We start from the raw sequence: 22,815 nt of genomic DNA, 5'->3' as shown, positions 1-22,815 counted from the left end.
GGGGACTCGGCGCGAGCGGCAACACTGTGCCAACCTCCATGCATCCACCATGATACTTGTATGACCTTACTAAAATTAGATCGTCTAACTTGGCAAATTAACTGAGGTAGCCCTAAGGTCCTGGGTGATTCGTCTCCGCCCTCGCGTCACCGAAGGACTTCTATGCGCCGTCGTACCCTGCTCATGGCCCTCCCACTGACCGCCGTCCTCGCCAGCTGCGGAGTCGCCTCCCGCGCCGGCAAGGGCTCCAGCACCTCCTCGGGGACCTCCAAGGGCGGCTTCGAGGTCACCGACATCGTCGGCCGCAAGGTCACCTTCAGCGCCCAGCCCAAGAGGATCGTCCTGAGCGAGTCCCGCCACATCTACTCCCTGGCATTCCTCAACAAGACCAACCCCATCGACAAGGTGGTCGCCTGGGGCGAGGACCTTCAGAAGGCCGCCCCCGACTTCTACGAGAAGATCCTCTCCGTCGCCCCCAAGGCCGCCGAGCTGCCGAAGATCGGCAACATCACCAAGGACGGCCTGCCCATCGAGACCCTGGTGAGCCACAAGCCCGACGTCTTCATCATGACCCTGGACGCCTACAACTCCGCCAAGGAGAAGGGCTACCTCGAGAAGCTGGACGGCCAGAAGATCACCTATGTCGTCACCGACTTCCGCCGCGACCCGGTCAAGAACACCGTCCCCTCGGTCACCCTCATGGGCGCCGTCTTCGACAAGCGCAAGGAGGCCGAGGCCTTCGTCTCCTTCTACAAGAAGCAGGTCGACCCCATCGTCGCGAAGGTGAAGTCCCTGACCTCCAAGCCCGCCACCTTCCTGTGGCGCAGCCCGGGCGTCAACGAGCCCGGCGCCACCTACTCCACCGCCAACCTCGGCGCGATCATCACCGCCACCGGCGGCACCAACATCGCCGACAGCCTCCTGTCCGGCGAGGAGGGCACGCTCACCCTCGAGAAGATCATTGAGTCCAATCCTAAGAACATCATCGCCACCGGTGGCGAGTGGCAGAAGCAGAAGATCAACGAAAAAGCCCAGACCAGCTACGTCCACCTCGGATACAAGGCCGACGAGGCCTCCGCCAAGGCCAGTCTGGAGCAGCTGAAGAACCAGCCCGGCTTCGATCAGATCCAGGCCTTCACCGACCGGCACGTCCACGGCATCTACCACCAGTTCTACGACGCCCCCTACAACTTCATCGCCTACCTGACCTTCGCCAAGTGGCAGAACCCCGAGGCCTTCTCCGACGTCGACCCCGCCAAGGTCTGGAAGGACTTCCACGAGCAGTACATGCCCTGGAAGGCCGAGGGCGTCTTCTTCACCTCCATCTGATGGGAGCGCCCAAAGTCACGGCCCCTTCCGGCGACGCCGCAGCCCGCCAGTCCGATACCGTCCAGGTCCCGAACGGCGCGGCGTCGGTGACGAAGGCCGGCGGGCGGGCCGACGCCCCCACGGACACGGCGGCGTCGGCCTACGCCTCCTACCGCCGTCGAACCGCGCGGCGCGTCGCGATGCTCATGGGGCTGGCCACCCTGCTCCTGGTCGTTTTCCTCGTGGCCCTCATGGTGGGGCCGCTGGGGTTCAGCCCGGCACAGGTGCTCGGCTCCCTCCTCTACGCCGACTACGACCCGTGGGTCGCCAACATCGTCGTCAACCTGCGCCTGCCTCCGGCGCTGCTGGCGGTCCTGGTGGGTGGGGCGCTGTCCCTGGCCGGCGTGCAGATGCAGACGATCCTGGACAACCCGCTGGCCGAGCCCTTCACACTGGGGATCTCGGCGGCCTCCGCCCTGGGGGCGGCGCTGGCCATCGTTACCGGACTCGTGCTGCCCGTGGCCACCGGCGCCACCCTGCCGATCGTGGCCATGACGGCGGGGCTGGCGGCCTCTCTCACCATCGCGATGGTCTCGAGGCTGCCGTCGGTGACCAAGGAGATGACGATCCTGCTGGGCATCGCCCTGGTCTTCAGCTGTCAGGCGCTCCTGGCGCTCGTGCAGTACCGGGCCTCCACCGAGAGCCTCCAGCAGATCGTCTTCTGGTCGATGGGCTCCCTCATGCGCGCCACCTGGCCGGCCGTGGTCACCGTCTCGGTGGCCCTGCTCGTGGCCACGCCCGTCTTCTGGGTCAACGGCTGGCGGCTGACCGCCATCACCCTGGGGGAGGCGCGCGCCGCGGCCATGGGCATCAACGTGGCGCGCCTGCGCGCGTGGACCCTGGTCGGCGTCTCCCTGCTGGCCGCCCTGTCCGTGGCCTTCGTGGGGATCATCGGATTCGTGGGGCTCGTGGGGCCGCACATGGCCCGCGGCCTGGTGGGGGAGGACCAGCGCTTCCTCGTGCCCGCCTCCATCCTGTGCGGCGCCACCCTGCTGACCGCCGCCCACGCCGCCAGCCAGGTCATCGTGCCGGGTGTCGCCGTGCCCGTCGGCATCCTGACCGCCCTGGTGGGTGTGCCGGTGTTCCTCTCCATCATCTTCGGACGCCAGCGCTCGGCGGTCAGGAGCGGTTCATGAGCCTGACGCTGGACAACCTCACCTTCTCCTACGGCAGGCGGGCCGTCCTCAAGGGCGTCGACGCCACCTGGGAGACGGGCCAGACGGTGGGGCTGCTCGGCCCCAACGGCGCAGGCAAGTCCACCCTGGTCACCTGCGTGGCCCAGCTGCGCCGCTACCTGGGGGAGGTCTCCTTCGAGGGGCGTCGGGGCCACGACCTGCGCGGCTCGATCGGCTACATGCCGCAGGGCCTGCCCGGCGACGCCGCCCTGACCGCCCTGGAGTCGGTGCTCACCGCCTCGCGGCGCGGAATGACCTGGCACACGAGCCGGGCCGACATCGACCTGGCTTGGAACGCCCTGGACGAGCTCGGGGTGGCCGAGCTGGCCGACCGCCCACTGGGCCAGCTCTCAGGCGGGCAGCGCCAGCTCATCGCCCTGGCCCAGACTCTCGTGCGCGAGCCCGGACTCATCCTGCTCGACGAGCCCACCTCCGCCCTCGACCTGCGCCGCCAGGTCTCGGTGCTCTCCCACGTGCGGCGGATCTGCCACCGGGACACCGGGCGCCTCGCCGTCGTCGCCCTGCACGACCTCAACCTGGCGGCCCGTTTCTGCGACCGTCTCGCCATCCTCACCGGCGGGACGATCGTCGCCGAGGGGCCGCCCGCCGAGGTGCTTGAGCCCGACATCCTCGCCGAGGTCTACGGGCTGCGGGTGCGGATCGTGCCCGACGGCGACCACGTCATGGTCGCTCCCGAGGCCGAGCAGGGCGACTGAGCGGGGCCTGCCGCGACACGTTGTCAGGGCATCGATCAGGAGGCGGTCACCCGGCCAGTCGAGGGTCGGGAGGGGAAACAGATGGTGGCGCCAACGTGCGGAACGTCCCGTTAGCGCCATGCACTGGCGCACTGACGCTTCGGTCGGAATTCTCCCTACCCTCAGGCCATGACAGCTTCTCCGGCCGCCCCGTCCGACCACGGGCTGAGGACGGCCTTCCCCGCCACGCTCCTCATCGCCCTGGCCGCGCTCGCGGCCGTCGCGCCTCTGGCCACTGACGCCTACCTGCCGGCATTCGCCCAGATGGCCGATGACCTGGGCGTCTCCGCCTCCAGTGTTCAGCTGACGATGACCACGTTCCTCGTGGGCATCGCGCTCGGCCAGCTGGGCATCGGGGTCCTGTCCGATCGCATCGGCCGGCGTCCCCTTCTGCTGTGGGGCAGCGTGCTCGCCCTGGCCGCCAGTATCGGCGCCGCCTTGGCCCCGAGCCTGCCCGTTCTCCTGATCACCCGCTTCTTTCAGGGGCTTGGGGGAGCGGCCGGCATGGTCCTGGGCCGGGCAGTCATCTCCGATCGTTCTCGCGGGATCACCGCCGCCCGGGCCCTCAGCGTCGTCATGGCGATTCAGGGGATCGTCCCGGTGGTGGCGCCGATCCTCGGGGGCGTGCTCGTCGAGCCCATCGGGTGGCGCGGCATCCTGGGGGTCGTGGCCGCCTTCACCGGGCTGCTCGTGGTCATGGTCGTTCTCTGGGTGCCCGAGTCCCTGCCCGCCGAGCGGCGCCACGACGGCGGCCTACGGATGCTGCTCGATGGCACCCGCGAGCTGGCCCGCGATCACGTCCTCGTGCGTCTCCTGCTCATCAATGCCCTGTCTTTCGGGCTGCTCATGGCCTACCTGTCGGCGGCTCCCTTCGTGCTGCGCAACGTGCTGGGCATGGGAACGGTGGCCTATACGGCGGTCTTCGGGCTGTGCGGGGCGACGGTCACGGTAACGATTGCGGTGGCGGCGTCCCTGGTGCGCCGCTTCTCCCAGGCCCGCCAGGTGAGGGTCGGACTTGTTGCGGGGCTGGTTGTCGACACGGTCTTCGCCGCGGTCTGTCTCACGTGGCTGCGCGATCCGGTGACCGGGCCGGTGCGGATGCCGCTTCTGGTGGCGGTCGTGGCGCTCTTCCTGGCGCACGTGGCCTGTCTGGGGCTGTCGATGGGCAACGCCCCGGCACTCGCGCTCGACCGCACCGGCCGGTGGGCGGGAACCGGCTCTGCGCTGCTTGGTTTTCTGCAGTTCGTCGTCGGCGGGCTCGTCAGCCCGCTGGTGGGGCTGACCGGGGAGGCCAGCGGGGTGGCCTTCGGCGTGGTCATCGTGGCCGTCAGTGTCATTGCGAACATCCTGGCGGTCCTCGGCCTGCGCGAGCGGGGCGAGAAGCAGCGCCTGGCTGCCCAGGAGACCGAGCGCCGACAGCAGTGCCTGGGTCAGTGACGGCTCCGGCCGGCAGCGCGCGCTCAGGAGGCTGAGCGCAGTCGCGTCGTCGGCAGAGGCAGCTCGATGGCGCCGACGAGGTCCACGGACTTGGCGACCCCGGTGGCCGACAGGTCCTCCATCGCCCTGGCGACGATGACGCGGTCCCGGTGGATCTCGCGAATCCTGACCCGGGCCCAGCTCTCCTCGCCCGTCTGCGGATCCTCCTCCTCAAGGAGCCAGTCCTCCGCCAGAAGCCGCAGACCGATCGCGTCCAGGACCGCCTCGGCCTCGTCGAGCTCCATGGCCTCGCCCCGCCGGACCCACAGCCGGTCGTAAGGGATGAACCGGCCGTCCGCACTCATCTCGATATAGCCCATGTGCTCCCCGTCCTCGTGACGCAGATGATCGAAGACGTCCTCGGGATCGGGCAGGCCTTCCGGTGGCGGGGCGCTCATACGTGCCAGGCTACCGGGCTGGTGAATGCTTCCCCATCGGCGCAGGTCCGTCGCTTCTGCTGACTGGTGTCACGATCGGCGACTATTCGGGAGCCATACAGCATTGGCCGGCAACCTCGCAGAGGTGACTTGGGGGCGTCGGTGCTGGTCAGGCCTGGTTGTGGGGAAGTGGGGGCGTGGCGGCTCGAGGCTGGTTGACTCTGAAAAGTCGCCAATCGTGACACTTTCGGCAGTGTGTGGGCCTGGGTGGACTGATCGAGAACGTACTGACGAGGACTGTGTTCTCCCACAGAACTGGTGGGTGGGACCTCAGTCATCTGCAGGAAATCGCAGCCCTCGCCGGGTATCGCAGTCCCCGGTGTGCGGCTGGGGCGCACTGCCCTGACGCAGTCGGAGCCGTCCGCTGCCCTGCCGTGGGTGGCTGCACCCCACGCGAGTCGCGCTGCGTCCGTGTTGCAGGTCCGTGTTGCAGGTCACTGCCAGCTCCGGGAATGGACTGCGGTCAGGTTGGGTTGAGCCAGTCAGACTCAAGGTTGGGTGACGTGGAGTTGACAGAGTTCGACTCAACCACAATCCTGAGTGCATACGACTCAACCTGAAGGCGCCGGAACCCCGGCCCTCACTGCAGACATCAACCAAGCAACCACAAGGAGCACACCACATGGCACGCGCTGTCGGTATCGACCTGGGTACCACCAACTCTGCTATCGCCGTCCTCGAGGGTGGCGAGCCCACCATCATCCCGAACGCCGAGGGCGGCCGCACCACCCCCTCCGTCGTCGCCTTCTCCAAGTCCGGTGAGATCCTCGTCGGCGAGATCGCCAAGCGTCAGGCGGTCACCAACGTCGACCGCACCATCTCCTCGGTCAAGCGCCACATGGGCACCGACTGGTCCGTCGAGATCGACGACAAGAAGTACACCGCCCAGGAGATCAGCGCCCGCATCCTGGCCAAGCTCAAGGCCGACGCCGAGGCCTACCTGGGTGAGCCCGTCACCAACGCGGTCATCACCGTCCCGGCCTACTTCAACGACGCCGAGCGTCAGGCCACCAAGGAGGCCGGCACCATCGCGGGCCTGACCGTGGACCGCATCGTCAACGAGCCCACCGCCGCGGCCCTGGCCTACGGCCTGGACAAGGGCAAGGAGGACGAGCTCATCCTCGTCTTCGACCTGGGTGGCGGTACCTTTGACGTCTCCCTGCTCGAGGTCGGCAAGGACGACGACGGCTTCTCCACCATTCAGGTGCGCGCCACCAACGGTGACAACCGCCTGGGCGGTGACGACTGGGACGCCCGCATCGTCGACTGGCTGGTCAAGCAGGTCAAGAGCAAGGACGGCGTGGACCTGTCCAAGGACAAGATCGCCATGCAGCGACTCAAGGACGCCGCCGAGCAGGCCAAGAAGGAGCTCTCCTCGGCGACCTCCACGAACATCAACCTGCAGTACCTCTCCATGAGCGAGTCCGGCCCCATCCACCTCGATGAGAAGCTCACCCGCTCCAACTTCCAGGAGATGACCGCGGACCTGCTCGAGCGCACCAAGGTCCCCTTCCACAACGTCATCAAGGACGCCGGGGTGAAGGTCTCCGACATCGACCACGTGGTCCTCGTGGGCGGATCCACCCGTATGCCCGCCGTTACCGAGGTGGTGCGCGAGCTGACCGGCAAGGAGCCCAACAAGGGCGTCAACCCCGACGAGGTCGTCGCCGTCGGCGCGGCCCTCCAGGCCGGCGTCATCCAGGGCGACCGCAGTGACGTCCTGCTCATCGACGTCACGCCGCTGTCCCTGGGCATTGAGACCAAGGGCGGGGTCATGACCAAGCTCATCGAGCGCAACACGGCCATCCCGACCAAGCGCTCCGAGGTCTTCTCCACCGCCGAGGACAACCAGCCCTCCGTGCTCATCCAGGTCTACCAGGGCGAGCGCGAGTTCGCCCGGGACAACAAGCCGCTGGGCACCTTCGAGCTGACCGGTATCGCCCCGGCCCCCCGCGGCGTGCCCCAGATTGAGGTCTCCTTCGACATCGACGCCAACGGCATCGTGCACGTCTCGGCCAAGGACCGCGGCACCGGCAAGGAGCAGTCCATGACCATCTCCGGTGGCTCCGCCCTGCCCAAGGAGGACATCGACCGCATGGTCAAGGAGGCCGAGGCCCACGCCGAGGAGGACAAGAAGCGCCGCGAGGACGCCGAGACCCGCAACTCCGCGGAGCAGCAGGCCTACTCCATCGAGAAGCTCCTCAAGGACAACAAGGACAAGCTGCCCGAGGACGTCCACTCCGAGGTCTCCGAGGCCGTCGCCGACGTCAAGAAGGCCCTCGAGGGCGACGACATCGAGCCGGTCAAGACCGCTCAGGAGAAGCTGAGCTCGGTGGCCCAGAAGGTCGGTGAGGCCATCTACCAGGCCGACGCCGCCTCCCAGGCCGCGGGTGACGCCTCCGGCGCCGCCTCCTCCGCCGGCGGCTCCACGTCCTCCGACGACGAGGACATCGTGGACGCCGAGATCGTCGACGAGGAGGACTCCAAGTGACCTCGGCCGGCCCCACCCCCGAGAACGAGGGCATCGACCCCGAGCTCCAGGCGGCCGTCGAGTCGGCCTTCGAGGAGGTGCCCGACGACGTCCGCGACGAGCTCGTCCAGGGCTCGCCCGAGGGCGCGGCCGGCCAGTCCGACGCCGCCTCCGACGAGGAGGCGGCGGGGGAGGACCCCCTGGCCCAGGCTCAGGCCCAGGCCGCTCAGGCTGCCGACGACCTGGCCCGGGCCCGGGCGGACCTCTACAACCTCCAGCAGGAGTACCAGGGGTTCGTGCGCCGCTCCCGCGAGGGCGCGGCCTCCCACCGGGACGCCGGTGCCGCCGGCGTCGTCGAGGCCCTCATCCCGGTCCTCGACGAGATCGAGCTGGCCCGCCAGCACGGCGACCTGACCGGCACCTTCGAGACCACGGCCGGCAAGCTCGAGACGATCCTGGCCGAGAAGTACTCCCTGGAGCGCTTCGGCGCCGCGGGTGAGGCCTTCGACCCCACGCTGCACGAGGCCCTCATGGCCACCGAGTCCAGCGAGGTCACCGAGCCCACCATCGCCGCGGTCCTCCAGCCCGGATACCGCCTGGGTGAGCGCGTCGTGCGCGCCGCCCGTGTCCAGGTCGCCAACCCGGCCTGAGCGGTATCCACTGCATATCACCTGCACCACTCACCCAGGTCCGACGGCGGACCCGGACCCGCCGGAAGCGCCGGCACGGGTCCGCCGTCGAACCAGGGGGTGCCGTCGGGGCGCCCGAGGGCCCAGTCCCGGAGGGCGCCCATTCCATGACCTTCAAGCTTTGTCGCTCGTCAGTGACAGGCGGCTGTCATCAGTAAGGAAAACCCACGATCACCCGGATAAGGAGGCGGTGAGACGACCATGGCCAGTCAGGACTGGATGACGAAGGACTTCTACGCGGTCCTCGGCGTGAGTAAGGACGCCGACGCCGCCGCTATCAAAAAGGCCTACCGTACGCTCGCGAAGAAGTACCACCCCGACCGCAACCCCGACGACGCCGCGGCTGCGGAGAAGTTCAAGGAGATCGGAGAGGCGTACGCCGTCCTGTCCGACGAGGCCGAGCGCAAGCAGTACGACGCGATCCGCTCCATGGCCGGAGGCGGTGCCCGCTTCCAGGCCGGCGGCCCGGGAGGAGCCGGCGGTGCCGGCTTCGAGGACATCTTCTCCTCCATGTTCGGCGGCCAGGGCGGCAGCGTCCGCTTCGAGACCGCAGGCGGTGCCGGTGAGCCCGACCTCGACGACCTGCTGCGCATGTTCGGCGGCACCCCCAGCCCCACCCGCTCCGGTGGCCGCTCCGGCCCCTTCGGGTTCGGCGGCTTCACCCCCCAGCCCCGCCCGCAGAAGGGCGCCGACGTTCTGACCTCGGCGACGCTGGACCTGCGCGACGCCGTCGCCGGCACCACCGTGGAGCTGACCGCGGACGGCCGCACCATGAAGGTCCGCATTCCCGCCGGTGTCCACGACGGCCAGAAGATCCGCCTGCGCGGAAAGGGCCGGGAGGGCGTCAACGGCGGCGAGAACGGCGACATGGTGGTGTCCATCAGCGTCAACAAGCACCCGGTGTACTCCATCGACGCGGCTGACAGCGCCAACCTGCGCATGGATCTGCCGGTCACGCTGCGCGAGGCGGCCCTGGGCGCCACGGTCGAGGTACCGCTGCTCGACGGCGGCACCTCCAAGATCAAGATCAAGCCCGGCACTCCCTCGGGCACCGTCATGCGCCTGCGCGGAAAGGGCGCCACCACCCGCAAGAAGACCGGTGACCTGCTGGCGACCATCCAGGTGGCCGTCCCCAAGAAGCTCTCCAAAGCGGCCAAGAAGGCTCTCGAGGCCTTCGATGAGGCCATGGGCGACACCGACCCGCGGGCCACCCTCATGGAGGAGGCGGCGAAGTGAGCCGGCGTCGTGCGGGGCAGGGGCTGGGCGTCCTGGCCGACGACGCGGCCGAGCGCGCGGTCTACGTGGTCTCGGTGGCGGCCGAGCTCGCCGGGATGCACCCCCAGACCCTGCGCCAGTACGACCGCCTGGGACTGGTCAGCCCCGCCCGGACCCGCGGGCGGGGCCGGCGCTACTCCCACCGCGACGTCGAGCGCCTGCGCCGCATCCAGTCCCTGTCCCAGGAGGGCATCAACCTCGAGGGCATCCGCCGCATCCTCGCCCTGGAGACCCGCGTCGAGGAGCTGGAGGCGGACAACGCCCGCATGCGCAGTCGTGAGGCCGTCATCCAGCGGATCTTCGCCGCCGCCGCCGACGGCGAGGTCCAGGTCGTCGCGCCCGGCCGCCAAGGCCGTGGACCTGCGGGACGCCACCCCGAGGCGGGGCGAGGGCGCACCGCCGGAACTGCGGGCACAGTGAGCACCGATCTCGTGCCCATGCGCCCCCGGTAGCACTGACGGGCACTGACGGGCACCGATGGGCACTGCGCGGGCACAGATGCGGCACTGAGCTCTTCGGCCGGTGCGGCGCACGGCCCCGGCGCATCGTTCTTCAGGCGGATGCAGCCGGTCTCCTACCGGTCGTAGGGTCCTGCGCATGCGGATGACAACCTCCTTCACCGGCCCTCGGGGCTTGCGGTACCCCGCCCCTGACGTGGCCCGCGGCTTCATGCTCCTGCTCATCGCGGTGGCCAACGTTCCGTCATGGAACAAGATGCCGAACGGGGCCGAGCCGCCGGCCTCGTCCGTCGACGCCTGGTGGATGTTCGTCCGCGCGCTGGTGGTGGACCACCGGGCCTACCCGCTGTTCGCGATGCTCTTCGGTTTCGGGCTCATGACCATGATCAACCGGCGCATCGCCTCCGGCACCACCTCTTACCTCAGCTCCCTGCCCGGAGCGCAGACCGGCCGCGAGCCGATGCCGCACGAGGCGGCCTGGGCCCGTGAGATGGCCACCATCGACGCCTATCGCCTGGTGCGACGCCGTGGCTGGTGGATGCTTCTGTTCGGCTTCGTCCACGGCATCGTCTTCCCCGGTGACATCATCGGCGCCTACGGCCTGGTCGCCGTCCTCCTGGCCAACCTGCTGGCACGCAAGAACTACGGGGCGCTCTACCTGACCGCAGGCATCATCTCCGTGGTGGCGCTGGGGATGTACCTGGCCACAGGCACCCTGTCGGCGGGCGCCGCCCCGACGACCTCCGGGGAGCAGGCGATCTCAGTTGGAGCGGCGCTCCTCTGGCTCGGCGGCAACATCGTTCAGTGGCTCGTCGTGCTGGTCGTGCAGGCCCTCTTCGCACTCATCATCCCCGCAGCGGTCCTCGGCGCGCGCCTGGCCGACACCGATCTCATCACCCAGCCGGAGCGGCACCGTCGCCTGCTCGTCTCAGTGGGCCTCGGTGGTCTGGCGCTGGGGGCGTTCGCGGCGCTCCACAGCGCGCTGACGCTCGTGACGCCGATGGAGGCTTGGCCGTGGGACTTCGCCACCAAGGAGTTCTTCGGCCTGGCCGGGGCCTGCGGCTGGCTGGCGCTGCTGGCACTGTATGCTGGCGGTCCCAGACCGGACGGCCGGCTGACCGGGGTGCGACGGCTCGCCTCCGCTGTCGGCCGCCGCTCCATGACCGTCTATCTGAGCCAGACGATCCTGTTCGGCACTATCTTCGGCATCATTCCGCTCCTGGTGACGGGGAGGCGCCTGTGGGTGGGGCAGGCCACGGCCGCCCTCATCGCCCTGGGCGTCTGGCTGGCAGCCGTGGTCCTGTGCGTCCTGCTGGAGCATGGCGGTCACGCCGGTCCCTTCGAGACCCTGCTGCGCACCGCTGTTGCCCGCAGTGAGCGCAGGAGGCCGACGCCCCCGCCCCCGCCCGCCGTTTGGCCGGGGATGCAGCCCGGTGCGTGGCCGATGATGCAGATGGGGGCTCAGCCAGGAATGCCGCCGATGCAGCCGGGCATGGGGCCGGTGGCTCAGCCGGGTGCCCAGCCGGGAGTGCCTGTGCCGATGCAGCCGGGCATGGGGCCGGTGGCTCAGCCGGGTGCCCAGCCGGGAATGGCGCCGGCCACCCAGCCGGGATCGCAGCCGGCGCCCTGATCCGGCGCAGCCCCGCGGGCAGCCGACGAGTGCCGTGGAGCCTGATGCCACCGCAAGGAGGAAGGGCCCTGGTCCTCCGGGAGGAGGAGCGGGGCCCTTCCCGCCCTCTGAGGAGGAGAGGATCAAACCCTCACGTTAGCCCCGGCGGGGGATGTGCCCCTGTCCGCCGCCTTCTAGCGTGGAGGGCATGAAACTCGCGACATCGTTCACCGGTACCCGGGGCGTGCGCTACCCGTCCCCGGATGTGGCCCGTGGCTTCATGCTCCTGTTCATCGCGCTGGCCAATATCCCCTTCTGGACCGGCGTGACGCAGTCCTCCGCTCCCGCCGACGCCGCCGACACGGCGTGGCTGTGGGTGCGCTCCCTCCTGGTCGACTCGCGGGCCTACCCGCTGTTCGCGCTGCTTTTCGGCTTCGGGCTGGTCACCATGGCCAACCGGCGCATCGCCTCCGGCACCACCTCCTACCTCAGTTCCCTGCCCGGCGTGGAGGCCGGCCGTGAGCCGACGTCGCAGGAGGTGGCCTGGGCCTGTGAGCAGGCCACCGTCGACGCCCGCCGTCTGGTGCGGCGTCGAGGGCTGTGGATGATCCTCTTCGGCGCTGCGCACGCCCTGCTCTTCTCCGGTGACATCATCGGCCCCTACGGCCTGGTCGCCGTCATCTTCGCCGGCTGGATCACCCGCAAGCACTGGAAACGGGCCGTGGCCTTCTGCGTCGTCGTTGTCGTTGCCGGCACCGCCACCTTCCTCCACATGGGCAGCTTCCTGGCCTCCCAGGGCTCGGCCTCGGCGACGGCCGCGCAACAGGGGGCCGGCGGCTCGACCGACACGGTCCTGTCCTACGTCTCCCAAGGCCTCCTGGCCTGGGGTGGAAGCCTGGTCTCGGCGCTGTTCTTCTCCATGATCGTTCCGGCGATGTTCCTCGGAGCCCGCCTGGCCGACACCGACCTCATCATCCGCCCCGAGCGTCACCGCCGGCTCCTGGTCGCTGTCGGCCTGGGCGGCCTGGGGATCGGGGCCGCGGGCGGTATCGGCTTCGCAGTGTGGGCCGCGGGTGGAACCCTGGCCACCTGGGGCATGCCCCTTCATGCGGTCACGGGTGTGGCCGGGGCCTGCGGCTGGTTGGCGCTGCTGGCCCTGTACGCCGGCGGACCGAGGTCGGATGGCCGGCTGACGGGGCTGCGCCGGCTGGCCTCCAACGTGGGTCGCCGCTCCATGACGGCCTACCTCAGCCAGACCTTCCTCTTCGCCATTGTCTTCCTGGCTCTTCCCTCCCTGACCGGCATCGAGCTCCACCTGGGTGAGGCCCGGACCGCGGGGATCGCGCTGGCGGTCTGGCTGGTGACGGTCGGTCTGTGCACCGTCCTGGAGCGTGGCGGTCACGCCGGTCCCTTCGAGACCCTGCTGCGCACCGCCGTGGCCCGCAGTGAGCGCCGGCGCCGGCTGCCGGCTCCTCCGGCCCCGGCCTCCCCGGTCGGCGCCTCCGACACCTACGACCTGGTGCGCTGAGACGCTGAGACGCTGAGACACCGCGGCACAGGCTGGTGCCCAGGACGATGGGGAGTGCTTTCCCCACGGCACCGGCGGGTCCGTGTCCCCACGCCCTTCAGGGGTCCCGTACGCTGGATCGGCCCGATGACCGCTTTCATGGCGCCTCATCACCCCACGTCCTGAGGACTGTGAGTCGCCTCGCAGAATGTGAGGGTTGACCTCTTCGTTTCACAGGGCATCGTAGACACGGTAGCCTGCCTGCGTCCCCAACTCTGAAGGAAGCGAACAGTCCTCATGACTCAGCCCCCCAACCCCGGTCAGCCCTTCTATCAGCAGCAGCCCTCAGCCCCTTCGGCTCCGGTCCCGGGGCAGCCCTACCCGCCTCAGCAGCAGCAGTTCCAGGGAGCCCCCGGCGCTCCTGGCGCTCCCGGTCAGCCCTACCCGCAGGCGCCGGCGGGGGACAGCTTCATGGGCAACCTCTTCGACACCGCCAAGCCCTTCGCCGAGAAGTTCGGCAAGGTGTTCTTCTACATCGTTGCCGGCGGTCTGATCGCACTGTGGCTGTACAACGCCTACAACGCCGGTTCTCTGGCCGGTGACCTCGACTACGAGTCGGGCAAGCGGTCCTTCTCCTTCGGAACCTTCGTTCTCGACCTGGTCTTCAACGCGCTGTGGACCTTCGCCCAGATCGGTCTGATCCGCCTCTTCATCGAGCTGGTCATCAACTCCGGCAAGAAGAACTAGCGGCTCCCGGCGGAGTCACGTCTCCGCCGCAACCAGCTACTCGACTCTGACGGTCGCCGGCCCGCGTGGTCTGCGACCGTCAGTCGTTGGCGCCGGCTGTGTCCGAGTCGTCCCCGGTCTGATCGACCGGCAGCTCGAGGACAGCCGTCAGCCCGCCGTCAGGATTGGCGCTCAGACGGAGCTCGCCGCCGTGCGCGGTGGCCACGGCCGTGACGATCGCCAGGCCCAGTCCGTGCCCGGAGCCCCGGGTCCGCCCCCGTCCCTCACCGCGGACGAAGGGCTCGCGCAGGGACTCCACGCTCTCGGCCGCCACTACGGGGCCGTCGTTGCGGATCGTCAGACGCACGCCGTCATCCAGGCGCGCCATGCCCACGGTGATGCGGCCGCCCTCGACGTTGTAGCGGGCCGCATTGCGCAGCAGGTTGGACACGCTCTGGCGCAGCAGCACCGGGTCGCCGGGGACCCGGGCGGGCAGCAGGTGGGTGGAGACGTGAAGATCGTACTCAGCGACCTCCGGCGCGATGAGGCCCAGGGCGTCACGGACCGTGACCTCCATGTCCACGTCCTCGTGAGCCGGCTTCCCGGACTGGGCGTCTGCCAGGTCCAGCAGGGCGTCAATCGTCTCCCGGTTGGCGCGGTTGGTCTCCAGGACCCGGGTCAGTACCCGGCGCAGGTCCTCGGCCGAGGCCTGCGGGTCGGACAGGGCGACGTCGATCATCGTCTGCGTGGTGGCCAGTGGCGTGCGCAGCTCGTGGGAGGCGTTGGCCGCGAACCGGCGGTGGACGGAGAAGGAGCGCTCCAGGGAGGCCAGCATGTTGTCGAAGGTGTCCGCCAGGTCGTGGATCTCGTCGCGAGGGCCGGACAGGTCCAGCCGCTGGCTGAGGTCACCCGAGGCGGCGCGCTTGGCCGCCGCATTCATCGAGGACAGCGGCTGCAGCATCCGCCCCGCCAGGATCCAGCCGACGGTCCCGGAGAGCACCACGAGCAGCGCCAGCGCTCCGACGGCCGAGCGCATGATGCTGCCGAGCAGATCGAACAGGTTCGTGTCCACCTTGGCGGCCTGCGGAGTCGTCGCATCGATGACGGGAGTCTGCTGAGGCGGGTCGAAGGCGATGGAGAGCGTGACGTAGCGCGTGTAGAAGTAGACCAGGGCGATGAGGACCACGCCGGCTGCCGTCACCATCCCGGCGTAGGTCAGGGTCAGGCGTGCCCGGATACTCAGGTGCTGAGCGCGACGCAACCGCTCCGTGCGACCCGGTCGGGCCTCATGGGCATCGCGGGCGTCACAGGGCCCGCTGTCGGCGCCGTGCTGTGCCGCGTCGTCGGCCCGGGTCGCCTGGGCCCCCTGCCCGCTCATGCGCTGAACCTGTAGCCCGCGCCGGGGACCGTCTGGATCACACGCGGCTCACCGAGCTTGCGACGCAGGTGGGAGATCGTCACCCGCGTGGAGTTGGTGAAGGGGTCGGCGTTGGCGTCCCAGGCCTTCTCCAGGAGCGTCTCGGCGCTGAGGACCCCGCCCTCGGCCTCCATGAGGACCTGGAGGACCGCGAACTCCTTGGGGCTGAGGTGAATGAAGTGCCCGTCGCGGTAGACCTCCCGGCGGAAGGGGTCCAGGCGCACTCCGTGGGCCTCGATGACCGGGGTGCGCGCCGGCTGGCTGCGTCGCCCCAGGGCCCGCAGCCGGGCCACCAGCTCGGGGAACTCGAAGGGCTTGGTGAGGTAGTCGTCCGCCCCCAGCTCGAAGCCGCCCACGCGCGCGTCCAGGGTCCGGGACGCGGTGAGCATGAGGACCCGCGTGCTGGGATGGTCGCTGACCACCCGGCGGCAGACCTCGTCGCCGTGGACCACGGGCAGGTCCCGGTCCAGGACGATGATGTCGTAGTCGTTGATCTCCACCTGCTCCAGGGCGCTGGCCCCGTCGCCGACGACGTCAACGGCCATCGCCTCGCGCCGCAGCCCGGTGGCGATGGCCTCGGCCAGATACTCCTCATCCTCCACGACGAGCACGCGCATGGCCCTGTCTCCTTCGCTGTGGTGTGTTCGGCCGGTCCCCCAGCGAACCAGCCCCCGTGTTGCCACAACATAAGCGAAATTGTGAACCCCATGGCAACACCGCTCACGGTTGGCTGTTCCTCGAACGAACGGGTGCCTCCGCGCCCCGACCCACGTGAGCCGAAAGGACCCCTCCATGAACAAGCCCCTCAGCACTCGGATCCTCACCCGCGCCGCCACGGTCCTGACCTGCGCCGTGTGCGCCGTCGGACTCATGGCCGGATGCTCCCAGGGCTCGAAGGCGGACTCGGCCGCGGCCTCCGCCTCCGCCACCAGCGGGGACGACTACCTGCTCAAGATGGCCAAGTGCATGCGCGACAAGGGCATCGACGTCTCCGACCCCGACGCCAACGGCAACGTGCAGTTCCCCGAGACCGAGGCCGCCACCAAGGCCGCCCAGGAGTGCGAGCAGATCGTCGGCCCCGCCCCCGGCACCGAGGACCTCGCCAAGCCCGAGACGCAGCAGGACCTGGTCAAGGCCGCCGAGTGCCTGCGCAAGGAGGGCTACGACGTGCCCGACCCCGAGGCCGGCAAGGGCATCCAGATCAACGGTGACATCCCCCAGGACGTCATGAACAAGTGCTTCTCCCAGATCGGGAACAAGTAACGCGGCGCCCTTCCGGCGCCAACGGACCACAGGCCCGCGCAGCAGGGCTGCCGCGCGGACACACACTCAGACAGGCAGACACATGGATCAGACCACCACCTCCACGCAGGTCGACGACGGCTCGAACGGCACCGCGGACAAGCCGGGTACGGCCCACCGCACCCGACGCCGGGCCTTCCTGGCCATGGGGGCCGCCGCGATCCTGGCCACGGGCGCCGGTGCAGGCGCCTTCGCCTCCAGGTCGGGCCCCTTCGCGGTCAAGGCCAGGCCGACGACGCCGACCTTCAGCGGAGCCACCGACACCATCACCAAGGGGGACCTCCAGGGGCAGACCTCCGTGTCCGGGACCCTGCGCTACTCCGACTCGCGCAAGTTCAAGTCGGGCTTCGAGGGCGTCCTCATCCAGGTGCCGGCCTCCGGGGCCGTCCTGACCCAGGGCGACGTCCTCTACCGCACGGGCAGCGAGATCGCCTACCTCATGCACGGCTCCCTGCCCGCCTGGCGCACCTTCGAGGCCGGGATGGAGAACGGTGAGGACATCCGCCAGCTCGAGACCCTGCTCCAGGGCATGGGCTACTTCGACTACGAGCCCGACAACCACTTCAGCTGGGCCACCACCAGCGCCATCATGAAGTGGCAGAAGGACGTCGGCCTGCCCCAGACCGGCACCATCCCGCTGGGACGGATGGTCTTCACCCCCGGCGACCTGCGCGTGGGGACGGTCACCGCCCGGGTGGGGGACCGGGTCGCCGCCGACGCCGAGCTCTTCGACGTCACCTCCACCACCCAGGTGGTCGACGCCAACATCAAGCTCTCCGACCAGAAGCTCGCCGTCGTCGGCACCGCCGTGACCATCAAGCTGCCCGACGCCAAGACCACTACCGGGAAGATCACCTCCGTGGGCACCCCCACCGAGAAGTCCTCCGGCTCCGGGTCGGGTACCGGTTCCGGCTCCGGTGAGTCCAAGGAACGAGTCATCCCCATCACCGTCACCCTCACCGACGCCTCGGCGACCGCCAACTTCCAGGAGGTCTCCGTCACCGTCGACCTGCCCAGCGAGAAGCGAACCGGCGTCCTGTCGGTGCCGGTCGGGGCCCTACTGGCCCTGAGCGCCGACCAGTACGGCGTCGAGATCGTCGAGTCCGGCGGCACCACCCGCAAGGTGCCGGTCGCCATCGGGCTGTTCGCAGGTGGGCGCGTGGAGGTCTCCGGCGAGGGCCTCTCCGAGGGACAGCGAGTGGTGGTGCCGCAGACATGAGCCGCATCCTGTCCCTGCGTGACGTGCAACGAACCTACGGGGAGCCGCCCGTGGCCGCCTGCGCCGGCGTGAGCCTGGAGATCGACGACGGCGAGTTCGTCGCCATCGTCGGCCCCTCCGGCTCGGGCAAGTCCACGCTCCTCAACCTCATCGGCACCCTGGACCGGCCCAGCGCCGGCACCGTCGAGATCGACGGCGTCGACGTCGGCTCCCTGTCCGACGCCAGGCTCTCGGCCCTGCGGGCCAGCCGCATCGGCTTCGTCTTCCAGCAGTTCCACCTGGCCGACGGGGTCAACGCGGTCGACAACGTCGCCGACGGCCTGCTCTACAGCGGGGTCCCCCGCTCCGAGCGGCGTCGGCGCGCCCGGGCCGCCCTGAAGCGCGTCGGCCTGGCCCACCGGCTCGACCACCGTCCCCACCAGATGAGCGGCGGCGAGCGCCAGCGCGTGGCCATCGCCCGGGCCGTCGTCGGCGAGCCCCCACTGCTGCTGGCCGACGAACCCACCGGGAACCTCGACTCCACCTCCGGTGCCTCGATCGTCGAGCTCCTCCACGAGCTCCACGCCCAAGGCACCACGATCATCGTCATCACCCACGACAACGAGCTGGCCGCCCAGCTCCCGAGGCAGATCGCCATCCGCGACGGCCGCATCGTGGGGGACTCAAGCCAGAAGGAGATCGTCCATGACGACGTCTACGCTCCGGCGTGACCGGTCCGCGGCCGAGCGGGCCGGAAGCGCCCCGGCCCGGCGGCTCCAGCGCTCGCGGCTGCGTCTGAGCGACGTGCTGCGCCTGGGAGGCACCGGCATCAGGGCCCGCCCCACCCGCGCCTTCCTGTCCGCCCTGGGGATCGCCATCGGTATCGCCGCCATGATCTCGGTGGTGGGCATCTCGACCTCCAGCCGCGCCCAGCTCTCCGCCCAGCTCGACTCCCTGGGGACCAACCTGCTGACGGCCACCGCCGGGCAGGACCTCTTCGGCAACTCCTCCTCCCTGCCGCAGGACAGCGTCGGCAAGGTCCGCCTCATCGACAACGTCCAGAGCGCCTCGAGCACCGGCCTGGTCAAGAACTCGCTGGTCTACCGCACCCCGCTCATCGACAAGAACGCCTCGGGCGGCATCACCACCCTGGCCGCGGACAGGTCGCTGCTCGACGTCGTGGCCGGACAGGTGGACAAGGGCACCTGGCTCAACGAGGCCACCAGCAAGTACCCGGCCACGGTCCTGGGGCAGACGGCGGCCCAGCGCCTCGGTGTCGTCTCGCCGGGAACCAAGGTGTGGATCGGCGGCAACTGGTTCACCGTGGTCGGCATCCTCAAGCCGGTGGTGCTGGCTCCCGAGCTCAACAACGCCGCCCTCGTCGGTCAGGGCGCGGCCAGCGACCTGCTGGGGCACGACGCCAAGCCGACGACCGTCTACACGCGCAGCCAGGACACCGCCGTCCCCACGGTGCGCAAGCTGCTGGCGCCGTCGATCTCGCCGCAGGCCCCCAATGAGGTCAAGGTCTCGCGCCCCTCGGACGCCCTGGAGGCCAAGAACGCGGCCGACAAGGCCTTCACCGGCCTGCTGCTGGGAGTGGGCTCGATCGCCCTGCTCGTCGGCGGTATCGGGGTGGCCAACACGATGATCATCTCGGTGCTCGAACGCCGTCGGGAGATCGGGCTGAGGCGGTCCCTGGGCGCGATGCGCGTGCACATCCTCGTGCAGTTCATGACCGAGGCGCTGCTGCTGGCCTCCCTGGGCGGTGCCCTGGGGTGCGTCATCGGGATCGGGGTGACCGCCGGGATGTCGGCCGCCAACGGCTGGCCCTTCACCCTACCGGTGATCGCCGTCGCCGGTGGGCTGGGCATCACCATCGCCATCGGCGCCCTGGCCGGCGTGTACCCGGCTGTTCGGGCCTCCCGCACGCCTCCGACCGCCGCGCTCAACGCGCAGTAGACGAGCGCCGGCAGCCCCAGGGAGGCGGATGAGACATCTCGGTGGGAGACGACCGGGCCCCGCGGTGGTGGTCACCGGACTGTGGCGGCCGGTGACCTCACGAGGTGAGGGGGGAGCCCAGAGGAGCCGGGATCGCGTGAGGGCCCCGCACTGAGCTGTGCGGGGCCCTCACTCCTGCGATCAGAAGACCGCGGTGCCTAAGGGTAGGCGGACTCTCAGCTGGATCACTCCGTGCCGAGCTTGCCGTCGACGGCGTCGCGGGCGGCGTCGATCTTGTCGTCGTACTTGCCGCCGGTCGCCTTCTTGGCAGCACCGGCTGCGGCGTCCAGCGCCTTGTCGCTGATCGCCTCGGCCTTGTCGGAGCTGAGAGTGCCACCGGCCTTCTTCGCCAGGTCATCAAGTCCCATGTGTGTCTCCTTCCGTCGGGTGGCCGGACGTCGGATGACGACGGCCTCGCCTGAATAGTGCCAGGTTTGCGCACCTGCGTCACCTGAGGCCGGCTCGACCTCCGGGCGCATCAGCGGGGCGGCGTCTCACCACTGCCAGGTGGGGCGGGCGGGTGAGCCCGCGGCGTCGGCCAGGAGGACGGCCTCGCGAACGCGTCGGGTCAGGAGGGACAGGACGAGCCGGTAGGAGTCCTCGACCATGTCGGTGGCGTCATCCGCGAGGTAGTCGGGGCTGGTGAGGTCGATGCTCACCCAGTGCCGCTTGGACTGGTGGAAGCCCGGCTCCACCCACGTGTAGGCGGTTCGCACGGCGACGACGTCCTCGGGGTCGAGCTTGACGTTGGCCAGGAGGCGGCCGTCGGTGTGGGGGATGAGCAGCAGGAAGAGGCGAGGGCCCACCGAGGCGACGGGGATGTCCCACTCGGGCTTGTTCCCCGCCCAGGCGCCGGGCAGTGTGGCCGCCTTGGCCAGGAGCTCGTCCCGACGGGCGGCCACAGTGACCTCGTCGACGCACCTGGAGGGCTCGTCGGGGCGAGGGCTGTGGCGAAGCGGCGCGGTCATCGACGTCGAGCCTACGTTCTCCCGGCGGTCGGGCGCATGGCGCGCGGCCGGGTGCAGTCCGCTCCGGGCAGAGGGGCATCCTGCGCGTAGGGTGACAGGATTCCTGTCCCCGACGGCGTCGAACGCCCCCGGCTGCGTGGAGTGCCCCTGCTCGGAGTGACACGCCCCTGGCCGTGCTCAGTGGATCGTGTCGAGGATCGTGTTGCTGATCTGCTTCGCCTCTTCCGCAGAGCCGGCGGACACGTAGATCGACGCGTAGCCGGTGGGGCCGCCCGAGGACTTCGAGGTCGGAACCAGGATGAGGGTTCCATAAGCCTTGTTGCCGGCCGCCTCCAGCGTGTAGGTCCCCACCGCGGCTTCTCCCGTGGCGGTCTGCTTGGTGGAGTACTCCGTGAGGGTTGCGCTCTGCTGGGTGAGGACTGACGTGACCTCACTCTCGGTAGGTGTGGACTTCAGAGGCAGAGGCTGCGAGGCCATGTTGACGTTGTTGTAGAACCCCGCGGGGCTGGCCTCCTTGGCGCGGTAGACGATGTCGAACGCGGCGTTCTGCTGGTCGAGCCTGGCGGCGTTGGTGCCCATCGTCTGGGCGATGCTCTCCTTCTCCGCGGGGTCGAGGTTCTTGAGGTCCTGCCAGTCCTTCGGTACGGCGAAGGTGAGGCTGACGCTGGTGCCGGAGACTTCCTGGCTGTCGGCGGGGATCGGCTTCGCCGACGCGTCGGCCTGGCTGGACGAGGCGCTGCTGGCGGAGGCCTTGTCGTCGTCCTTGTCGTCGTCCTTGTCGTCGTCCCTGTCGCTCTTGTCCGCCTCGGCGTCCTCCTTGCGGTCCTTGGTGTCGCTCTTGTCCGATGCTGATGAGCTGTCGGAGTCGGCCGAGCTGGATGAGTCGGAGCCCGACATGATTTGTGAGCAGGCGGTCAGGGTGGGGGTGGCAACCAGGGCGAGGCCGGCCAGTAGGGTCGCAGCGGTGCGTACGGATTTCATGATGCTCCGAGGTCTGAGGGACAAGGACCTTGGTAGGACATCATGGTCGGCCGGGAATGCTCTATGGAGACAACTCCCCAACGGCGGGGGCCGCTGTGGAGGCCTGGCGTCGAGGGGGTGTCAGCGGACCGTCGTGAGGATGGTGGACACGATGGTGTCGACCTCCTCGGCGCTGCCGGCCGTCACGGCGATGCGTACATAGGTGCCCGACGACGTCGGAACGGCGACGACCGCGCCGGCCGTCTGGACGCCCTGAACCTGTGCGGTCGAGGTGTCGACGGCGGCCTGCCCGTAGGTGGACTGCTTGGTGGAGTAGCCCGTCGGCGTGCCGCCCTGCCGAGTGATGACCTCGTCCAGGCTCTCCTGGGACGGGGGCGTCGACGAGGCCTCGGCCTCCTTGGCGACCGCGGCGCTGCTGAAGGACAGTCCGCCGCTCTGCGAGAACCGGCCGTAGAAGGCGTCGGTGCTGCTCAGGCGCTGGGAGAGGACTGAGGGATCCTGCCCCTGGGCCCGGGCGAGGAGCGCCTTCTGGGCCTCGGGAAGGGCGTTGATGTCCTGCCAGTCCTCGGGAACCGCGAAGGTGAGGCCGGAGGTCGGTGCGGTGATCGCCTGGTGGCCTGCCGGGATGGAGGGGGCGGCGCTGCCGGAGGCGTTCGCGCTGGGCTGCGCGGCTGCGCCGGCCCCGCTCGACGACGTCGCCGCGGCCGCGGGGGACGAGCCGGTCGCTCCGTGCGAGCCCGCTGACGAGAGGCTGCCCTGTGAGCAGCCCGTCAGGATGAGGAAGGTGGCCAGAGCGAGGGCGGCGCGCGTGGTTCTCATGATGTCTCCGGGGCGGGGGCGTGATCGTGACGCGACCATAGCGGCGTCGTCGAACAGTGGTGTGTCAAATGCTCGGCTGGCATGTCGCGGGCGGCCGCGATGACCGGCGGGAATGCGACGAGAGCGACCCCAGGAGTAGCCCACGTCACTGTCGCTCCGAGAAGTTGAGTGGAATAGACTCAACTCT

Annotated in this window: 22 protein-coding genes; 15 read left to right on the top strand and 7 right to left on the bottom strand. The window is 69.6% G+C overall.

The window, feature by feature from the left end:
* Window positions 1–162 precede the first annotated feature (162 nt).
* From FBF36_RS12555 to FBF36_RS12540, 4 genes are all read left to right on the top strand, one after another.
* A complete protein-coding gene (locus FBF36_RS12555; protein ID WP_034491811.1) occupies window positions 163–1,329 on the top strand; it encodes an ABC transporter substrate-binding protein in 1,167 nt (388 codons plus the stop codon).
* A complete protein-coding gene (locus FBF36_RS12550; RefSeq protein WP_138137672.1) occupies window positions 1,329–2,504 on the top strand; it encodes a FecCD family ABC transporter permease in 1,176 nt (391 codons plus the stop codon). Before FBF36_RS12555 ends, FBF36_RS12550 begins: the two co-directional genes overlap by 1 nt.
* The gene (locus tag FBF36_RS12545) at window positions 2,501–3,259 is read left to right on the top strand and encodes an ABC transporter ATP-binding protein (RefSeq protein WP_009395232.1); all 759 of its coding nucleotides are present in this window, start codon (window positions 2,501–2,503) and stop codon (window positions 3,257–3,259) included. The genes FBF36_RS12550 and FBF36_RS12545 overlap by 4 nt, the downstream gene beginning before the upstream one ends.
* A gap of 168 nt (window positions 3,260–3,427) precedes the next feature.
* A complete protein-coding gene (locus FBF36_RS12540) occupies window positions 3,428–4,735 on the top strand; it encodes a multidrug effflux MFS transporter (protein ID WP_009395233.1) in 1,308 nt (435 codons plus the stop codon).
* Between the two features lie 23 nt (window positions 4,736–4,758).
* Here FBF36_RS12540 and FBF36_RS12535 read toward each other — a convergent pair whose 3' ends face one another.
* Complete coding sequence (locus tag FBF36_RS12535; protein ID WP_009395235.1) at window positions 4,759–5,172, bottom strand: hypothetical protein; 414 nt, start codon at window positions 5,170–5,172, stop codon at window positions 4,759–4,761.
* Window positions 5,173–5,833: 661 nt separating this feature from the next.
* Between FBF36_RS12535 and dnaK the strand changes: the two genes are divergently transcribed.
* The 7 genes from dnaK to FBF36_RS12500 all read left to right on the top strand — a co-directional run bounded on the left by dnaK (window position 5,834) and on the right by FBF36_RS12500 (window position 13,966).
* Window positions 5,834–7,702 (top strand): molecular chaperone DnaK, encoded by a 1,869-nt coding sequence (gene dnaK / locus FBF36_RS12530; RefSeq protein WP_009395236.1) that lies wholly within the window; start codon window positions 5,834–5,836, stop codon window positions 7,700–7,702.
* Window positions 7,699–8,331 carry a nucleotide exchange factor GrpE gene (locus FBF36_RS12525; RefSeq protein ID WP_009395238.1) on the top strand — a complete coding sequence of 211 codons (633 nt, stop codon included), beginning with the start codon at window positions 7,699–7,701 and terminating at the stop codon, window positions 8,329–8,331. Before dnaK ends, FBF36_RS12525 begins: the two co-directional genes overlap by 4 nt.
* A gap of 240 nt (window positions 8,332–8,571) precedes the next feature.
* The gene (locus FBF36_RS12520) at window positions 8,572–9,606 is read left to right on the top strand and encodes a DnaJ C-terminal domain-containing protein (RefSeq protein ID WP_009395239.1); all 1,035 of its coding nucleotides are present in this window, start codon (window positions 8,572–8,574) and stop codon (window positions 9,604–9,606) included.
* The gene (locus FBF36_RS12515) at window positions 9,603–10,097 is read left to right on the top strand and encodes a heat shock protein transcriptional repressor HspR (protein ID WP_009395241.1); all 495 of its coding nucleotides are present in this window, start codon (window positions 9,603–9,605) and stop codon (window positions 10,095–10,097) included. The genes FBF36_RS12520 and FBF36_RS12515 overlap by 4 nt, the downstream gene beginning before the upstream one ends.
* A 145-nt stretch (window positions 10,098–10,242) precedes the next feature.
* On the top strand, window positions 10,243–11,733 hold the full coding sequence (locus tag FBF36_RS12510) for a DUF418 domain-containing protein (protein WP_138137670.1): 1,491 nt from the start codon (window positions 10,243–10,245) through the stop codon (window positions 11,731–11,733).
* A 187-nt stretch (window positions 11,734–11,920) separates the two neighbouring features.
* Window positions 11,921–13,240 carry a DUF418 domain-containing protein gene (locus FBF36_RS12505; protein WP_009393766.1) on the top strand — a complete coding sequence of 440 codons (1,320 nt, stop codon included), beginning with the start codon at window positions 11,921–11,923 and terminating at the stop codon, window positions 13,238–13,240.
* A gap of 276 nt (window positions 13,241–13,516) precedes the next feature.
* On the top strand, window positions 13,517–13,966 hold the full coding sequence (locus FBF36_RS12500) for a hypothetical protein (RefSeq protein WP_009393765.1): 450 nt from the start codon (window positions 13,517–13,519) through the stop codon (window positions 13,964–13,966).
* 79 nt (window positions 13,967–14,045) lie between these two features.
* Here FBF36_RS12500 and FBF36_RS12495 read toward each other — a convergent pair whose 3' ends face one another.
* Together FBF36_RS12495 and FBF36_RS12490 are read right to left on the bottom strand one after the other, a co-directional pair.
* Window positions 14,046–15,323, bottom strand: coding sequence for a sensor histidine kinase (locus FBF36_RS12495; protein WP_009393764.1), 1,278 nt, complete (start codon window positions 15,321–15,323; stop codon window positions 14,046–14,048).
* Complete coding sequence (locus FBF36_RS12490; protein ID WP_009393763.1) at window positions 15,320–15,979, bottom strand: response regulator transcription factor; 660 nt, start codon at window positions 15,977–15,979, stop codon at window positions 15,320–15,322. Before FBF36_RS12490 ends, FBF36_RS12495 begins: the two co-directional genes overlap by 4 nt.
* Before the next feature lie 175 nt (window positions 15,980–16,154).
* Here FBF36_RS12490 and FBF36_RS12485 point away from each other — a divergent pair, with 175 nt between their 5' ends.
* The 4 genes from FBF36_RS12485 to FBF36_RS12470 all read left to right on the top strand — a co-directional run bounded on the left by FBF36_RS12485 (window position 16,155) and on the right by FBF36_RS12470 (window position 19,821).
* Window positions 16,155–16,625: a hypothetical protein gene (locus tag FBF36_RS12485; RefSeq protein WP_009393762.1), complete on the top strand. Its 471-nt coding sequence runs from the start codon at window positions 16,155–16,157 to the stop codon at window positions 16,623–16,625.
* Window positions 16,626–16,707: 82 nt separating this feature from the next.
* Window positions 16,708–17,883: a peptidoglycan-binding protein gene (locus FBF36_RS12480; protein ID WP_009393761.1), complete on the top strand. Its 1,176-nt coding sequence runs from the start codon at window positions 16,708–16,710 to the stop codon at window positions 17,881–17,883.
* Complete coding sequence (locus FBF36_RS12475) at window positions 17,880–18,593, top strand: ABC transporter ATP-binding protein (protein ID WP_009393760.1); 714 nt, start codon at window positions 17,880–17,882, stop codon at window positions 18,591–18,593. The genes FBF36_RS12480 and FBF36_RS12475 overlap by 4 nt, the downstream gene beginning before the upstream one ends.
* Window positions 18,568–19,821, top strand: a complete 1,254-nt coding sequence (locus tag FBF36_RS12470; protein ID WP_009393759.1) for an ABC transporter permease — start codon at window positions 18,568–18,570, stop codon at window positions 19,819–19,821. Before FBF36_RS12475 ends, FBF36_RS12470 begins: the two co-directional genes overlap by 26 nt.
* Window positions 19,822–20,045: 224 nt before the next feature.
* Here FBF36_RS12470 and FBF36_RS12465 read toward each other — a convergent pair whose 3' ends face one another.
* The 4 genes from FBF36_RS12465 to FBF36_RS12450 form a co-directional block, all read right to left on the bottom strand.
* A complete protein-coding gene (locus FBF36_RS12465; RefSeq protein ID WP_009393758.1) occupies window positions 20,046–20,228 on the bottom strand; it encodes an Rv0909 family putative TA system antitoxin in 183 nt (60 codons plus the stop codon).
* Between the two features lie 126 nt (window positions 20,229–20,354).
* Window positions 20,355–20,828: an MmcQ/YjbR family DNA-binding protein gene (locus FBF36_RS12460; protein WP_075377274.1), complete on the bottom strand. Its 474-nt coding sequence runs from the start codon at window positions 20,826–20,828 to the stop codon at window positions 20,355–20,357.
* A gap of 177 nt (window positions 20,829–21,005) precedes the next feature.
* Window positions 21,006–21,809 carry a hypothetical protein gene (locus FBF36_RS12455; RefSeq protein WP_009393756.1) on the bottom strand — a complete coding sequence of 268 codons (804 nt, stop codon included), beginning with the start codon at window positions 21,807–21,809 and terminating at the stop codon, window positions 21,006–21,008.
* Between the two features lie 120 nt (window positions 21,810–21,929).
* The gene (locus tag FBF36_RS12450; protein WP_075377276.1) at window positions 21,930–22,628 is read right to left on the bottom strand and encodes a hypothetical protein; all 699 of its coding nucleotides are present in this window, start codon (window positions 22,626–22,628) and stop codon (window positions 21,930–21,932) included.
* Between the last annotated feature and the right edge of the window lie 187 nt (window positions 22,629–22,815).

The organism is Actinomyces sp. oral taxon 171 str. F0337, assembly GCF_005696555.1.
GTDB classification, from domain to species: Bacteria; Actinomycetota; Actinomycetes; order Actinomycetales; family Actinomycetaceae; genus Actinomyces; species Actinomyces oris_E.
This window is presented reverse-complemented; position numbering and strand designations above follow the sequence as displayed.

Excerpts from the sequence above, each read along its gene's own strand:
- FBF36_RS12555 (WP_034491811.1), top strand. The coding sequence starts at position 163 with ATGCGCCGTCGTACCCTGCTCATGGCCCTCCCACTGACCGCCGTCCTC.
- FBF36_RS12550 (WP_138137672.1), top strand. The coding sequence starts at position 1,329 with ATGGGAGCGCCCAAAGTCACGGCCCCTTCCGGCGACGCCGCAGCCCGC.
- FBF36_RS12545 (WP_009395232.1), top strand. The coding sequence starts at position 2,501 with ATGAGCCTGACGCTGGACAACCTCACCTTCTCCTACGGCAGGCGGGCC.
- FBF36_RS12540 (WP_009395233.1), top strand. The coding sequence starts at position 3,428 with ATGACAGCTTCTCCGGCCGCCCCGTCCGACCACGGGCTGAGGACGGCC.
- FBF36_RS12535 (WP_009395235.1), bottom strand. The coding sequence starts at position 5,172 with ATGAGCGCCCCGCCACCGGAAGGCCTGCCCGATCCCGAGGACGTCTTC.
- dnaK (WP_009395236.1), top strand. The coding sequence starts at position 5,834 with ATGGCACGCGCTGTCGGTATCGACCTGGGTACCACCAACTCTGCTATC.
- FBF36_RS12520 (WP_009395239.1), top strand. The coding sequence starts at position 8,572 with ATGGCCAGTCAGGACTGGATGACGAAGGACTTCTACGCGGTCCTCGGC.
- FBF36_RS12510 (WP_138137670.1), top strand. The coding sequence starts at position 10,243 with ATGCGGATGACAACCTCCTTCACCGGCCCTCGGGGCTTGCGGTACCCC.
- FBF36_RS12505 (WP_009393766.1), top strand. The coding sequence starts at position 11,921 with ATGAAACTCGCGACATCGTTCACCGGTACCCGGGGCGTGCGCTACCCG.
- FBF36_RS12500 (WP_009393765.1), top strand. The coding sequence starts at position 13,517 with ATGACTCAGCCCCCCAACCCCGGTCAGCCCTTCTATCAGCAGCAGCCC.
- FBF36_RS12495 (WP_009393764.1), bottom strand. The coding sequence starts at position 15,323 with ATGAGCGGGCAGGGGGCCCAGGCGACCCGGGCCGACGACGCGGCACAG.
- FBF36_RS12490 (WP_009393763.1), bottom strand. The coding sequence starts at position 15,979 with ATGCGCGTGCTCGTCGTGGAGGATGAGGAGTATCTGGCCGAGGCCATC.
- FBF36_RS12485 (WP_009393762.1), top strand. The coding sequence starts at position 16,155 with ATGAACAAGCCCCTCAGCACTCGGATCCTCACCCGCGCCGCCACGGTC.
- FBF36_RS12480 (WP_009393761.1), top strand. The coding sequence starts at position 16,708 with ATGGATCAGACCACCACCTCCACGCAGGTCGACGACGGCTCGAACGGC.
- FBF36_RS12475 (WP_009393760.1), top strand. The coding sequence starts at position 17,880 with ATGAGCCGCATCCTGTCCCTGCGTGACGTGCAACGAACCTACGGGGAG.
- FBF36_RS12470 (WP_009393759.1), top strand. The coding sequence starts at position 18,568 with ATGACGACGTCTACGCTCCGGCGTGACCGGTCCGCGGCCGAGCGGGCC.
- FBF36_RS12465 (WP_009393758.1), bottom strand. The coding sequence starts at position 20,228 with ATGGGACTTGATGACCTGGCGAAGAAGGCCGGTGGCACTCTCAGCTCC.
- FBF36_RS12460 (WP_075377274.1), bottom strand. The coding sequence starts at position 20,828 with ATGACCGCGCCGCTTCGCCACAGCCCTCGCCCCGACGAGCCCTCCAGG.
- FBF36_RS12455 (WP_009393756.1), bottom strand. The coding sequence starts at position 21,809 with ATGAAATCCGTACGCACCGCTGCGACCCTACTGGCCGGCCTCGCCCTG.
- FBF36_RS12450 (WP_075377276.1), bottom strand. The coding sequence starts at position 22,628 with ATGAGAACCACGCGCGCCGCCCTCGCTCTGGCCACCTTCCTCATCCTG.